The 14,851-nt window shown below is 53.9% G+C and carries 9 protein-coding genes; 4 read left to right on the top strand and 5 right to left on the bottom strand.

Annotated features, from left to right (window positions below):
- Nucleotide 1: 1 nt before the first annotated feature.
- The 4 genes from R8G34_18225 to R8G34_18210 all read left to right on the top strand — a co-directional run bounded on the left by R8G34_18225 (nucleotide 2) and on the right by R8G34_18210 (nucleotide 5,209).
- Nucleotides 2-1,342 carry an FAD-binding oxidoreductase gene (locus tag R8G34_18225; GenBank protein MDW3224789.1) on the top strand — a complete coding sequence of 447 codons (1,341 nt, stop codon included), beginning with the start codon at nucleotides 2-4 and terminating at the stop codon, nucleotides 1,340-1,342.
- A 34-nt stretch (nucleotides 1,343-1,376) separates the two neighbouring features.
- Entirely contained in the window at nucleotides 1,377-3,215 is a 1,839-nt protein-coding gene (locus tag R8G34_18220; GenBank protein MDW3224788.1) for a BCCT family transporter, read from the top strand.
- Between the two features lie 138 nt (nucleotides 3,216-3,353).
- The gene (locus tag R8G34_18215; protein ID MDW3224787.1) at nucleotides 3,354-4,457 is read left to right on the top strand and encodes a mandelate racemase/muconate lactonizing enzyme family protein; all 1,104 of its coding nucleotides are present in this window, start codon (nucleotides 3,354-3,356) and stop codon (nucleotides 4,455-4,457) included.
- A 14-nt stretch (nucleotides 4,458-4,471) separates the two neighbouring features.
- A complete protein-coding gene (locus tag R8G34_18210) occupies nucleotides 4,472-5,209 on the top strand; it encodes an SDR family oxidoreductase (GenBank protein ID MDW3224786.1) in 738 nt (245 codons plus the stop codon).
- Nucleotides 5,210-6,729: 1,520 nt separating this feature from the next.
- Here R8G34_18210 and R8G34_18205 read toward each other — a convergent pair.
- From R8G34_18205 to R8G34_18185, 5 genes are all read right to left on the bottom strand, one after another.
- A complete protein-coding gene (locus R8G34_18205; protein MDW3224785.1) occupies nucleotides 6,730-7,203 on the bottom strand; it encodes a chemotaxis protein CheW in 474 nt (157 codons plus the stop codon).
- A gap of 67 nt (nucleotides 7,204-7,270) precedes the next feature.
- Nucleotides 7,271-9,691: a methyl-accepting chemotaxis protein gene (locus R8G34_18200; protein MDW3224784.1), complete on the bottom strand. Its 2,421-nt coding sequence runs from the start codon at nucleotides 9,689-9,691 to the stop codon at nucleotides 7,271-7,273.
- Between the two features lie 826 nt (nucleotides 9,692-10,517).
- Nucleotides 10,518-11,270, bottom strand: coding sequence for a VPLPA-CTERM sorting domain-containing protein (locus R8G34_18195; protein ID MDW3224783.1), 753 nt, complete (start codon nucleotides 11,268-11,270; stop codon nucleotides 10,518-10,520).
- Nucleotides 11,271-11,767: 497 nt separating this feature from the next.
- Nucleotides 11,768-13,087, bottom strand: a complete 1,320-nt coding sequence (locus tag R8G34_18190; GenBank protein ID MDW3224782.1) for an HlyD family type I secretion periplasmic adaptor subunit — start codon at nucleotides 13,085-13,087, stop codon at nucleotides 11,768-11,770.
- Nucleotides 13,071-14,816, bottom strand: coding sequence for a type I secretion system permease/ATPase (locus R8G34_18185; GenBank protein MDW3224781.1), 1,746 nt, complete (start codon nucleotides 14,814-14,816; stop codon nucleotides 13,071-13,073). The genes R8G34_18190 and R8G34_18185 overlap by 17 nt, the downstream gene beginning before the upstream one ends.
- Between the last annotated feature and the right edge of the window lie 35 nt (nucleotides 14,817-14,851).

The raw sequence follows: 14,851 nt of genomic DNA, 5'->3' as shown, positions 1-14,851 counted from the left end.
TATGAGCCGGATTGAGGTCAGCAAGTTACCCGTGGACCCTGGTCCGGCTGCATGGAACAATATATTGGATGCGCCACAGCCTGCCTGTCCGCTCACGCAAGATGTCAAATCTGATTGGTTGGTGATTGGTGCCGGCTTTGCCGGGTTGGCTGCCGCGCGGCGCCTTTCGCAACTCTGCCCGACCGATCGCATCGTCGTATTGGAAGCACGCCGCGTCGCAGACGGACCAGCAGGGCGAAACTCCGGGTTCATGATCGACCTGCCGCATGATTTGACATCTTCCGACTATGGCGGCGCTGTGGACCATGATATGACCCTCACCTCAGACAATCGTTACGCTATTGATTTTGCCGCGCAAATGGCGTCCGATTTCGGGCTGGGACAGCAGGTCTTCAGTCAGAGCGGAAAAGTAAACGGCGCGGCAACCGCAAAAGGCGACAAGCACAACCGGGCGTACGCCAAACACCTCGCGGCCATGGGTGAGCCGTATGAGCTGTTGAACAGCGACGAAATGAAGGCCCTGACCGGCACCAGCTATTACTGCAGCGGACTGTTCACGGCCGGAACCGCCATGATTCAGCCTGCAGCCTATGTGCGTGGCGTCGCCAAGGGATTGTCGTCAAACCGGGTGCAGATTTATGAGAACAGCCCCGTGATCCGATTGGAACGGAACGGCACTTGGACAGCAAGCACACCAAGCGGTTCGGTGAAGGCGGCAAAAGTAATTCTCGCCGTGAACGGGCATCTCAACAGTTTCGGATATCTGAAAAACCAATTGATGCATGTCTTCACCTACGCATCAATGACCCGGACACTTACTGCAGATGAATCTGCAAGGCTCGGGGGTCAGTCGATTTGGGGGTTAACACCGGCTGATCCCATGGGGACGACGGTACGCCGGATCTCCAGCCTTGACGGTGATCGCATTGTCGTGCGCAATCGCTTTACCTTTGAGCCAAGTATGGAGGTCACGGAAGATCGCATGCAGTCAGTCAAACGGGATCATGATCGCGCATTTCAAGCACGCTTCCCAATGCTGCATGACGTGGAGATGCAATATCGCTGGGGTGGGCGCCTTTGTCTTAGTCGTAATAACGTCAGTGTCGTAACAGAATTGGAAAGCGATCTTTATTCGGCTTGCTGTCAGAATGGACTAGGCACAACACGCGGCACGCTGTCCGGAATGCTGGCGGCGGAACTCGCCACACAGACAAAATCCCAGCGTCTTGACAGGGCGCTTGCAGCGCCGGCCCCCACCAGACTCCCCCCATTATTCTTAACGAAACCCAGCGCATATGCGCTTCTCAAATGGCAAGAAATGAAAGCAGGCGCAGAACTGTAGAAATTGCCAGCAACCAACGGAAACGGAGGAAATTATGTCAATAAAACCACCCTTCACGGATTTGGACATCAAGACGCAGGATGAGGGCTTTTACAAAGACAACAGCCTTCCCATCGCCCTGATTTCCAAAGGTATTATGGTCGCACTTGTGCTTTGGGCTCTACTTTTCCCGGCAAACGCCAATGGCACGCTAGGCAGCCTCAACAGTCAATTGCTGGAAGTGTTCAACACATTCTACATCTATATAGTCGGAATTTTCGTGATCTTTCTGATCGCAATCGCAATCCTGCCTAAAACCGGTGCCCGCGTTATGGGAACGCCGGGGCAAAAACCCGAGTTTTCGAACTTTTCCTGGTTTTCAATGATGTTTGGAGCGGGTTTGGGTGTGGGTCTAATGGTCTTTGCGACCGCCGAACCCTTGGGACTCTGGGGCTCGAACCCGGTGGTCATTGCAGGTGACGTCCAAGGCAATACAGAAGATGCGTTGCAATCGGCCTGGCGCTACACATTTGCGCATTACGGGTTTCATGCATGGGCCATTTATGTCGTGACAGGCCTGTCCTTGGCCTATTACGCCTACACGCGCGACATGCCGTTGACTATTCGTTCCGCACTCACCCCGCTCTTTGGCAAGGCGATGAATGGCGTTCTGGGCCATATCGTGGATGTCCTTGGAGTGGTCGCGACAATTCTGGGCGTATCGGTAACGATCGGTTATGGTGTGAGCCAGTTCATTGACGGTCTCTACGCCATCACAGGCATGGACTGGATGATGAACATTACCGAAGGCGAAGCACCTGTGCCCGGCAAGGTCGGTCTTGTCGCCGGTCTCGTGGTCATCATGGGCATGTCGATCATCTCGGCGGTCTCGGGCGTGGGACGGGGTGTGAAGTACCTGTCCAACCTCAACCTCGTTTTGTCTTTCGTGCTGCTGATGACGTTCGTGATCTTTGGCTCTTTTGCCTTTGCCATGTCGAGTTACGGGCTAGCGTTCATAGACTATCTCATCAATTTCATGTCACTGGGCTTTGGGGCGTGGGGACCACAGGATACAACCGCGTTTGCATCAACCCTGCCCGAAGCGGCAAGACCGGTCGCGGATCAGCTTTATGCAGGTGCAACAAATCCTTGGGGCAGTTTTGACGGGTTTGTGTCTGGACTTGAAGGAGATGCAGCAGCCCTGCCCCCTGAAACACTGGCTGCCGTTTATGAGGCTGGCAATCAAGGGCGTCAGTTTGGCTGGCAAGCGGGTTGGACAACCTTCTATTGGGCATGGTGGATTGCTTTCTCACCTTTCGTCGGCCTGTTTCTGGCGCGGATTTCCAAAGGTCGTACCGTACGTGAGTTCATCCTGGGATGTGTTGTCGCGCCTGCCATGGTTTGCTTTGCCTGGATGACCATTCTAGGTGGCACAGCGATTGATCTGGAGCTGACAGGTGGTGCGGATGGGACCATTATTGCTGCGTCCAACACCGCGAAACTGTTTGTCACTTTGGGACAGATGATCAGCGACGGTTTGTTGTCAGCGATTACAATCATGTGTGTTGTACTGATCATGACATTCCTTGTGACTTCGGCGGACTCAGGCATCCTTGTGATGAATACGATCATGTCCGGCGGCGAGCAGGAAGTCGGCAACAAACACAAGATAATCTGGGGTATCATTCTGACGGCTGTGATCGGCACGCTAATCCTGGCGGCAGGCGAAAACAACCCGATGGATGCGCTGCGCAATGCCATGATCATCGGTGCCCTGCCCTTTACCATGGTGATGGGCCTGATGTGTGTGGCTCTGGCAAAAGCACTGTGGCGTGATGGCAAACGTGAAAAAGCTGGTGTCATGCACAAACCAGCAGGTGCCCCTGCAGAATAACGCCCTGCAAGAAATGACATGATTGGGCGGCAACGACAGTTTTCGCTCAATCTTTTTACCTGACGTCGCCAGACCGAAATCTGTCTGTGCGGATAAACCTTCGCATCCAGACCGTCAGACGGGAAAGCCAACGCGACGATGATCATCAAGGAAATTCACGTTTTCAAACATGACCTCCCCGTCAGGAACGGCCCCTATACCATGGCGAATGCCGAGGTTTGGAAGTTGGAAACCACGCTGGTCAAAATTGTCTTGGAGAATGGCGTTGTCGGCTGGGGCGAGACCTGTCCCGTCGGTCCAACCTATGCTGAAGCCCACGCGAGAGGCGCGAGGGCAGCGCTGTGCGAAATGGCCCCGGGATTAATTGGCACTGACGTTTTGCCACTGACCCTCCAGCGTCGCATGGCCGGGTTGCTGAATGGGCACAACTACGCCAAGGCTGCGATAGATATCGCCGGCCATGATGCGCTGGGTAGGGCTCTGGGAATGAGCGTTAGCGCTCTGCTTGGTGGGGCGTCGACAAATCGCGTACCTTCTTATTATGCCACCGGCGTCGGCGCGCCGGATGAAATCGCGCGGCTGGCAATTGAAAAACAAGCAGAGGGATATCCTCGTTTGCAGATCAAAGTCGGTGGTCGCCCGGTCGAACTGGATATTGAAACGATCCGCAAAGTTTGGCAAGGCGTGAGAAGCACCGGCGTGCGACTGGCGGTTGATGCCAATCGCGGCTGGAACACTCGAGATGCATTGCGGGTGAGCCGCGAATTGTCGCAAATCCCGTTCATCTTGGAACAACCCTGCAATACACTGGATGACTTGCGAAAAATTCGCGCTCAAGTCCAACATGCAGTCTATCTGGACGAAAGCTCGGTTGACGTCGCGACCGTGATTAACGCCGTTGGGTCTGAGCTCGTCGACGGTTTCGGTATGAAAGTAACCCGCATCGGAGGTCTGCACCCCATGCGAACCGTGCGCGATATTTGTGAAGCACGCGCGCTCCCGCACACCTGCGACGACAGCTGGGGTGGCGACATCATTGCGGCTGCCTGCGTGCATATCGGTGCAACAGTAAACCCACGCTTGTTGGAGGGCGTTTGGCTTGCGCAACCCTACATCGACGGCCACTACGACCAGAATGATGGCGTTAAGATCGTCAATGGCCACATCGCCCTGCCCAAAGGCTCTGGCCTTGGAATAGTACCGGATGAAGCACTCTTCGGGGCACCCATCGCATCGTTTTAAAAGGCAGGAGAAAATTGGATTTTTCAGGAAAACGTGCATTGGTGACCGGGGCCGCCGGGGGCATTGGTTCCGCAATAGCGAGACTGTTGCGGAGTTCTGGCGCAATCGTTGCAGTTGCAGATCGCGATGTCACCGGCGTCGAAGCTGACGCCCATCTGCCGGGTGATCTCACCAACACCGAATATTCCTGCGGGTTGCCACTTGCGGCGCGAGACGCTCTCGACGGCCTGGATGTGGTTGTAAACAATGCAGGCGTGATGCAAGAATCCAAAATCGAAGACATATCGCTGGAAGACTGGCACAGGACTCTGATGATCAATCTGACCGCCCCTTTTCTGATCATCAAAGCAGCAATGTCTCATTTACGAAAAACAGGTGGTCGTATTGTAAACGTGGGGTCAATTGAAGGTCTGGGGAGCAACTCGGCGCATGCAGCCTATTGCGCATCCAAAGCCGGACTTCATGGATTAACGCGCGCGGTGGCTGTCGACCACGGTACTGAAGGCGTACGTTGCAACGCTGTGGCGCCCGGTTGGATCGATACAAACCTCAATGAGGGCTTCATAGGCTCAATGGAATATCCAGCCAGTTTTCGCACCAAAATTGGCAGAATTCACCCGGTCGGACGATCAGGCGACCCTAGTGAAGTTGCAGCCTTGGTCGCCTTTTTGGCAGCGGCAGAAAGCGGATTTGTGACTGGGCAGATTTATGCAATCGACGGGGGACGGATGTCTCAATTGAGCTTGCCTTAGGAAAAAATGTTCTGATCGATGCGGCGGTATCGATTGGACCGCACTTGGCTGAGCAGAAATTACAAGTAGATTGTCATGGCGACGAGTCGTTTCGCGTTTGGTGCCGAACCGGAAATTACCCGAACCGAGTGCTTTGCGGTCTCGAGTTGGGGCAATATCTCGTCGCCACGTATGTCGTGAACAAGCCACCTCTCGCTGATACCCGGCTTCTTTTGTAACTTGTTAAGGGGTTTCGTATGTGATGACGCTATGGAAATGTGCTTTTGTCGACGTTGCTGTGGTATATTCTCGGTAGCCCCATGCTGTCTTTCTTTGACTGGGCATTTGAAATGCTCAATATCTGATCGGACAACAGTTGGCACAAGGGACCATTCATGCTCCCTTTTTTCGCGCACCTGCAAAGTTTATCTCCGATACGACTTGCTGGCGAACAAGGTCAGTTCTGTAACTTTTGGCACGTAAGCGACGTTACCTAGTGAACCAAAAGCACAGAGCTCCGGCGGAGATTGATCATGGATCAGAATACGACATTTTAGGTTTTTTCCTTCGGTGGGGACGCGTCAAAACCGCAACAACTTCTAAGCTGTGTTAGTAGGTGATGACGCAGAGCAGAATGTCGAAACTCATTACCACCGACGAAATCTAGCCGTACAGCAATGTCAAACAAAACTCTGCGCCTGACGTCGCACACTGTTGCTTCGAAGGCTTCCCAGGTAACGTCAAGAACAGCCGTCAGCCATTCCAGTTACAAGAAACGTCGACGCGGGCATGTTGATCGGCGGAGAATCTCGCTCGGGTTTTATCAATCCGTTCTGCCATAAAACAATACTTCTGCGTGCCGGACCACCTCCAATCCAAATCAGCAACTCTTTGTCACCGCCCTAAGAGGTTTGACATATGAAACGCAGTGGTCAGCGCACATTCGCCACCGATGGCAGCGAGCAAAAGCAGCCATAGATGCATTGTGTCAAGACACGGCTTGGTGCCGAAGCTTGGCGATTAGATATGCTAAACATCTGAGCTGAAAAACCCGTTTTTTACTATGACCACGCCATCCCGCGGCCCCTCAAATAGACTCGGTGCCACAGAGTGAAATTGCACTCCCGCACGCAGGCACCGTCGCATAGTTCATACATGCCACCGCTCAGCGCTGACTTCGATTTGGCCGAGCATGGATTTGCTTTGGACGCAAAACTAAACCTCTCAAGATCAACGATGGCATCAATTGAAAAAAATTGACGTGAAAGATCTACCGAACAAAGATGATGTTTCCGCCTACGCGCAGCAGAAAAGCTAAGAGCGTCCAAAAAAGGCCTGGCAGAGAACGCAAGAAACAAAGAATACCAACGAGACCATACATACCGCCGGTTGCTTGCACCTTAATGAACCGGGAACCAAAAAAGCCTTGAGCAATAAGCACTCAAAACGCTCATTCAGGTAGATCCGCCGAAATCTGCGCGCGAAAAATACTTTTTGACTAGATGCTTTTCCGATGACCTTTTTTGAGACAGAAGCTGGCTTTAGGTTTGGTCTTGTGCGGCATTCATCATTGGCAATATGGCTTCGAGATCAAGAATTCTGACAGTTTCCTCCCCAATGAAAGTAAGTGCTCGAACCGAAGACTGCTGGCCTGCGTTTGCAATGTCTGGTGCAGGTTGCATGTCATCTTCAGACAACACAACAATGTCGGAGACGGCATCAACCAGCAAACCAATCTGACCGTTGTCCACTTCTGCTACAATCGTGACATTTCTTTCTGTGGCATCCTGGGTGGTTAACCCCAGGCGCGCCGCAAGATCCAAGAGGGGCAACACCTCCCCTCTCAGGTTGATAACACCAAGCACAAAGGCCGGCGCATCCGGCATAGGCGATGGTGTCGTCCAACCTCGGATTTCGCGCACGAGCCTGATGTCGATTGCATAGTCTTCACCGCCGACTTGGAAGGATAGGTATTCCATGGACTGCGAACGGGCGAGTACATCAGTGTCAGACATATTTGTGCCTTTCATTTATCGAAAAAAGGGCGCGGGAGGACTAAACCCTCCCGCGCGCTCAAATTGCTCAAAACTCATCCCATCCATCATGTGACGGCTGTGCGCTGCCACCAGCGACCGCTGCTTTCGCAGGAGCCGGGGATGGCTTGGAAGTCTGGCTTTCCGGCTTGACAGTTTTGCTCGTTTCGGTTTCCGCCTTGTCCAAAGAAACACCATAGAATTGGCGCAAAGCGTCAGCCAAACTTGTTGCTTCTTCGCTCAAAGAAACACTGGAGGCGGTCATTTCTTCCAAAGCCGCTGCGTTTGTCTGCGCAGTTGAATCGATTGATCGGATGGCGGTATTGACCTCGCCAATGCCCATCGATTGTTCCTCAACGGCCTTTGCAATGTCAGAAATTTGATCTGATGCGACTTCGACCTCAGAAATAATCCCCTCCAGAGCTTCACGTGACAGGCCAACTTGTTCGACGCCCGCCTCGACACTTTGGGTGTTTTGATCAATGACCTGGCTGATTTCCTGCACCGCCTCTTGGGAGCGCTGCGCCAGAGCACGGACTTCAGAAGCAACCACGGAGAAGCCGCGACCCGCCTCTCCGGCTCGTGCAGCTTCCACACCAGCGTTGAGGGCAAGTAGGTTGATTTGGAAAGCAATATCCTCGATCACTTTGACCACGCGCGTGATCTGAGCCGAAGCTTCTGTCATCGCGTTTATGGAAGCCTCCGTCTTGTTCGAGACCTCACGTGTTCTGTCAGCACTTTCGCGAACCTTTTGAGTAGCTTCATTCGCTGTCTTCGCGTTTGTGACCACTTGGTGGATACTGGCCGTGATTTCCTCAACGGCTGCCGAGGTTTCTTCAACAGCGGCGGCGCTGTCTTCCGCACGCCGGGCCATACCAAGAGACGACGTTTCCAGTTCAGCTGATGTGGATGATACACTCTGGCCGCTGTTCATGATCTTGCCCATGGTTTGCGCCAAAGATGTCAGAGCCTCGTTGAAATCATTCTGCATCCGCTCAAATGCACCCTCTCGTTCGCCTTCTATGCGGATACCAAGGTTCCCTTTTGCCAATTCTCCAATGCTGCTGACGACGTCCGCGATGTTGGATTCGGTGGCTTCCAGCAACTGATTGATCACATTTGCAAGTCCTGCCAGGCTTTCGTCCTCTACATCATCTGACATGCGGTTGGAGAAGTTGCCGGACGCAGCGTCACCCAAGACCCGCTCCATATCCTGTTGGAAGTTCTGGAGCGTTTCCATGCGAGCACGTTCAACTTCGCGTTCGCGTTTCTCGGTCGCGCGACGTTCCTCTTCCAACTCGGCTTCTTTTGCCCGGTCTGCTTCCTCGCGTTCGCGTTCCTGTTTCTCTTTCTCTTTGACCTCAATGTCCAGATCGCGCGCTTTGCGAGCGTTGTCCAGAAACACCACCATGGCATTCGTCATTTTGCCAATTTCGTGCTTGTCCTCGCTAGGTTTAATGTCGACATCAAGGTTTCCGTCGGCCAACTCGCTCATGCCTTCGGTAATCGTATTCAGACGCATTGCGATGATCCGTCCGGTAAAGAACGCAAGCAGACCGCCGATAACCGCGCCGACCACTACGAAGACAGAGACCACAAAGATGGCGCGTTGCGCGAGGGCGGCACCGGCTGGCCCAAGCGTGTTTTGCTGATCAACAACGGCATCAACCGCCGCTTCGACGCGCAGCAGCGCTTCGGGGCCAATTTCGTCCATTCGGTCATAGTGCGCGTTGCGGGCTTTGATTACCTCTGCGACCTCTGACGAGGCAGCATCAAAGGCGTCCAGATCCGCCATGGTGGCCTGTGTCAACTCGCGTCGGCGCGGGTTCTGCAGCTCCCCCAACAGGCGGGTCAAACCAACGCGGGCGGCTTCGACTTCTTCGGTGGACCGGATTGCATCTTCTGGCAAATTGTCGACCAGAAACTTTTCAAGATAAAAACGTGCCAACATCAGGTTGGTACTCGCCTGTCCGGCAGCTGCGCTCGCCTGGGCATCATTGTCGAGCAGCGCCGTTTCCATCACTTCCGACAACTGCTGTCGTGCCTTGAGGCCTGTTGTCTCGGTTGCCTCAACCAGCGCGTCTCGCTGGTTTTGCAATACGAAAGCCTGATCCATCGCTTGTTGATATTCTTCCAGCATAACCGGGATCTCATCAAGGCTGTCCAACCCCTCATATCCCGTCATCATGTCATGAAGTTCCGCTTCCAGCACGGTGATTTCGGCGACATTTTCCCGCAGGACGTCGAGGTATTTCTCATCTTTGACGAGCCGGTACTTGCCAGCTGCCAAGCGCGCCTCGAACATATCTTCCATGATATCGCCCGCGAGCAAGCTTTCCCGCGCCGTTTTACGATACTCGACAAAGGTGTTCGCGATGTTGTTCGTCTGGAAAGAGGCAAAGCCCCCGACAACGAGAACCAATGCAATCATTGCACCCATTCCCAAATAAATACGCATTACAATCGACATTTGATTCGCTCCTAGCACTAGCTGTGAAAGTTTTTTTTCATGAATTTCTTTCCAAAACGTTCACGACAAAAGCCCCGTTGAATTGGATTTTTCAGAGTTATCCACCGAAATACTGAGACTGTCGCGCGCCGATGATCAGCTTTTGGCACATGCAAAAAACCTTCTGGTAAAACGTTTTTTGCAATGAATTATTGCTGGTTTGCAAAGCCCCTGCAGATTGTACAACAGCGCAACGGCGCTCGACGGCCCCTATTCATTTCGCAAAGAGAACAAGGTTCCCGCATGTGCCAAAATAGGAAAATTCAACCACAGGTGTAAGGATTTTTTCGGGGAACGTGCAAAAATGGGTGTGCAGTGAAACTGCTCTATCAACCCTTGTCATGACAATTTCAGGTGAAAACGGAGGGCAAAACACGCAATCGCGGCCGCCAGTGCCCGGAGTCTCTGATCGGTGCCGTAACCATTTGCCTCAATCGGATATGAAAAAACCCTTGCTGGAGGAAACTTGCGGCGCTGGACTGTCGCGTATCTGAAACAAGACCTTCGCCGCAATGTTTCAACAGTAAGTAAGGCGTGAGTGATTGGCAGGTACAAGTTATGGCCAGCACCTATTTTGAGCCAAAGACAAGCATCGGTTTTTGGTTGTCAGACCGGTTACTTCAGACACGCGCTGCCAGTACTGGGGCCACTGCCGAACACTTCTTGATCGTGTGTTTAAACGCACGGGCAGCGCCGTTCACCCTTGCTTGGCAAGCGGTCAGCACCGGAAGTCATAGGATGGGGCAGGCATCGCAAGAACTTTTACGTTTCGTGGCCCGCCCAAATCTTAACTGGGGGTACGTTTTTTAAAACGGCGGGCCACCGCAAATCCCCCGAGCCCTACCAGCAATAAGGGCAGACCCGCAGGCAGCGGAACAACGCTCGCACTTGTCGCACCGTAAATTTTCAGATCCGCGAATGCAAAATCGACGTCTGTGAAGTTAAACGGATCAGAAAACACGCCATCGTCGAAGAACAAGACGGCCAAGGCGAAAGGATCGAAACTCAGGGTATTTTCACTAAGTTTGTAAAGAATGCTGATGGTGTCCGCCCCGGTGTCCACCGAAACATCATGCGCCACGCCGAGCAGAACCGGAAAGAAGTTGATGTCTGTGATGTCAAGATCAGCATCAATGCCGAAAAGGCCAGGGACGGCATTGCTCGACCCGTCAAGGAAAGCGGAGACGAATACTGTATCGGAGTTAAAAGCTGATGCCTCGATAAAAGTGTCATCTGCAATGACATCCAGGCTGGTTTCTTCGTAAATTACGTCACCAACAATCACACTGCCTATTGTTGCCGCCTGCGCAACACCAGCGCCACACATCATACCTGCTGCCAGCACCATTGTTACAATGCCTTGACGCAGTTGAGCCGCGCCTGAACCAAATAAATACTTCATAATCAAAATCCCTTTAACATCGGCGCTCAATGTAACAGAAAGTCGCGAGGCGACCCACACCAAATTAATACTTTTTTCCCACTCTTTCAGTATAGTGGACTGATCACGACTCTCACGATGAATCGCAACCCTTCCCATAACTCTCCGCAGACAGCTTATATGTGTCGTCTGCAAGGATCAACAAATCGTGGGTTGAATCGAAGCCATTGACTGCATCTCGTTGCGGCAAGGTCAGAAAATGCAAGATTCACAACGGATTTGCCGCGTGCACCCTTCCGGTCTCGCCTTTTACCGGGAACATAAAGACGCGAGTAGGGTCTGCCCCTCGTTCCAGTCGCGGTACCTTGCGGACAAACGACGCCAACAACAAAGGCGTCGTTGGCAAATTCGAAAAATCGGTCTTAACGTCAATGTTTGCCCTGCCGTAAGATTTAACACGGAAGATGCCATATGACGCGGCTGGATTGCAGCAACGTAACACCGAGCGCAATTCCCAGTTGGACCGGATCAATCCTACGCCTGCCGATCGAGCTTCAGGATCGAGAAACCTGCCTTAGGTGACCCGCAGGAGCATGGCAGGTTTGAGACCTGTTGTATCAAGGTCATCTGCTGACGCGTGGTGCAAGGGGACAGCCCTATTCCTCTCGGAAGGCCCGGTCCAACTGGTCCTGAAGAGGGCGGGTCAGGTAACTCAATACACTGCGTTCGCCGGTTTGCATGAAAGCCTCAACAGGCATTCCGGGTACAATTTCCAAACCATCCAGCCGCGCAATTTCTTCTGGTGATACACTCAACAATGCGCGGTAAAACACCATGCCTGTGGTCGGATCAGTCACCGTATTAGGTGAAATACCGGAGACCGTTCCCTTGAGTTCAGGCGTTGTTCGTTGGTTGAACGCGGTCAGGCGCAGCGTCGCATTCTGGCCAATATAGACTTGATCAATAGCCGCCGGGTTAACTTGTGTCTCAAATTGCAAGCCGTCGCCCGTTGGGATGACCTGTAAGATGACAGCGCCCGGGGCCACCACGCCGCCAACGGTCACAACCTGCATTTCATGCACGGTCCCATCCACAGGCGCGCGCACATCGACTCGCTCCAGTTGTTTTTCTGTGGATATGATTTGCTGCGTCAACTCTTCGATCTGGGTCCGCACCTCGCGCAATTCAGTTACGGCTTCTTCTTTGAACTGCATATCCAGGAGCAACATCTCCAGTTCCGTGTCCCGAATTGAATTCACGATCCGCGCCAGTTCGCTTTCGTGCTCGGCAACCTGGCCGAGAAGGTCAGCGCGGCTGCGCTGGATCGCCAGAACCTGACTTTCGCGGGTCAAACCCTTGTCGGCCAGGTCCTGCATCGTTTTGAGTTCCTGTCCGATCAGATCCAATTGATCTTCTTTCGCGGCCTTCAATGCGCTGGTTCCATTTGCCTGATTGCCATATTGCCGCACTTTTTCAGCCAGCTGCTCATACCGCCCTTTCTGTACTTCGCGGCGTGACGAAAAAATCTCGACCTGCCCGCGTTGGCTGGCGTCCAGGGCCTGCCCCTGTAGCAGGTCGGAGGCAGCACCGAATTCCACTGTCTCCGCGCCACTACGTTCAGCGTCCAGTCTTGCATGTCGGGCCAGGGCTTCTGCGAGCCTTGTGCGGTAAATATCAAGGTTTGCGCTCAACAAAACAGCGTCAAGCCGTACCAAGGGATCACCGCGCCGGACCCTGTCCCCATCCTGCACTAGGATTTCTTCTACAATGCCCCCATCGAGATGCTGCACGGACTTGGGCTTGCCACGCACGACAACCGAACCCGACGCAATGACCGCTCCGTTAATCTTGGTCCATTGCGCCCAACCAACACCTGCCCCGACCATGATCAGTGAGGCGATGACCCCCAAAACCGCAGGCCATCGCAGCGCTGTGCGCAGGGGTGTATCGCCGTAAGGATCAGCCTGTCCGGTCAATGCTCTGTTCCTTTGATTGCGCTGTTTGACTCTGACCGCTGGTGGGCCGGGTTGCCCGCCGCAAGACTTCTGCCTTTTCGCCAAAGTCTGCGACCTTTCCGCTGTTAAGAACCATCAATTTGTTGACTGCTGCGATCGCACTGGGACGGTGTGCCATGACAATCACCACGGATCCCGCTTCACGCAAACCGGCAATAGCGGAAGCCAGAGCCTCGTCGCCGGTCGCATCCAGATTGGCATTTGGCTCATCAAGGATCACAAGTTTGGGTAGGCCATACACCGCGCGCGCCAGTCCTACGCGTTGCATCTGACCGCCCGACAACGGAGGCACACCATAGTCCAACCGTGTTTCATAGCCGTCTGCCAATTGCAGTATCATCTCGTGGACTCCTGCCATCTGGGCGGCTTGTACGATCGCAGCATCCTCGGCATCAGGGCTGAATCGGCAAATATTGTCCCGGATCGTACCAGCCAGCAGTTCCATGGATTGCGGCAAGTATCCAATGAAGCGACCCAATTGATCGGGCTCCCATTGACTTAACGTCGCGCCGTCAAGGCGCACTTCGCCTGCGTCGGGCTGCCATGCCCCAACAAGGATTCGCGCCAGCGTGGTTTTCCCCGAGGCACTTGGTCCAATGACACCCAGCCCGTCGCCGGGTTCCAATGAGAAAGACAGGTTTTGCAGCATTGGGGGTACGTCGCCCCTATGACCTAACCCCGGAGGGAACTTTGTCACACCGGAAACATCCAGATGTCCTTTTGGATCTGGTAAGGAGGTGCGTTTTTCCGGTGCAGCTGACCCGGAAAGAGCCTCACCCAATCGCCGGTGTGCTTCGCGGCTGCGCACCACATTGCGCCATTGTCCGATGACCTGGTCGATGGGGGCCAACGCGCGGCCGGCAATGATGGATGCCGCGACGATCATCCCGGCGGATATTTCCTGTTGCAACGCCAGATACCCACCAAGACCCAGAAGTGAGGACTGCAAGAGCAGACGAAACGACTTGGAGAACGCTGCAAAACCCTCGGCACGGTCGCCACCGACCTGTCCGGTGGCGAGACTGCGCGCATGCATGCTCTGCCAGTGGGAGCGGACCTTTTGCAACATCCCCAAAGGAACAAGGGCCTCCCCCGTGCGGTGGCTTTGTTCGACAAAAGCCGCCTCCGCCCCATCCATGCCCATGGCGCGCGCGAAATGCCGATGCGTCGCCCATTGGTTCAACAGAGCTGCAACCACAACGACAATAGCCCCTGCCAAAGCCAGCCACCCAAGCCATGGATGAACAAAAAATACTACGGCAAGGTACAATGGAATCCACGGCAGATCAAAAAATCCGAGCATCGCCGGGCTGGCCAGAAACCCGCGCAGGACGGATAGATCAACCAAGGGCCGTTGCGTGCCAAGGTCATTGCTCAGCCCGGACCGCACCCAAGCGTCAAACGCGTATTTTCCTACATCCTGATCCAGGCGGTACGCCGCGCGCGACAACAACCGCGTCCGCAGGAAGTCATAGAGTCCAAGAAATCCATAGCAAACCACCACGATAATGAAGAGGCCCTGAAGCGTCGCAATCGATCCGCTCGACAAAACCCGGTCATAGACCTGCAACATGAACATTGGGCCTGTGAGCATGAGGATATTCACGATGGCGCTGAACACGCCCACCAGCAGGAACGTGCGTTTCAAACGCGCGGTCGCGACGCGATATGGGCTTTTTACGGTCCGCACTATTCGTCCTCTTTACCCCGGTCAGCCGACCAGCT

The sequence above is a fragment of the Paracoccaceae bacterium genome (assembly GCA_033344815.1).
In the GTDB taxonomy this organism is placed as follows: Bacteria; Pseudomonadota; Alphaproteobacteria; order Rhodobacterales; family Rhodobacteraceae; genus Roseobacter.
Note: the sequence above shows the minus strand (reverse complement) of the source record. Positions and strands in the feature narration are given on the sequence as shown.

Bases quoted from the DNA above. Each gene is read 5' to 3' on its own strand.
- R8G34_18220 (MDW3224788.1), top strand. From the start codon at position 1,377: ATGTCAATAAAACCACCCTTCACGGATTTGGACATCAAGACGCAGGAT.
- R8G34_18205 (MDW3224785.1), bottom strand. From the start codon at position 7,203: ATGTCTGACACTGATGTACTCGCCCGTTCGCAGTCCATGGAATACCTA.
- R8G34_18225 (MDW3224789.1), top strand. From the start codon at position 2: ATGAGCCGGATTGAGGTCAGCAAGTTACCCGTGGACCCTGGTCCGGCT.
- R8G34_18200 (MDW3224784.1), bottom strand. From the start codon at position 9,691: ATGTCGATTGTAATGCGTATTTATTTGGGAATGGGTGCAATGATTGCA.
- R8G34_18215 (MDW3224787.1), top strand. From the start codon at position 3,354: ATGATCATCAAGGAAATTCACGTTTTCAAACATGACCTCCCCGTCAGG.
- R8G34_18195 (MDW3224783.1), bottom strand. From the start codon at position 11,270: ATGGGAAGGGTTGCGATTCATCGTGAGAGTCGTGATCAGTCCACTATA.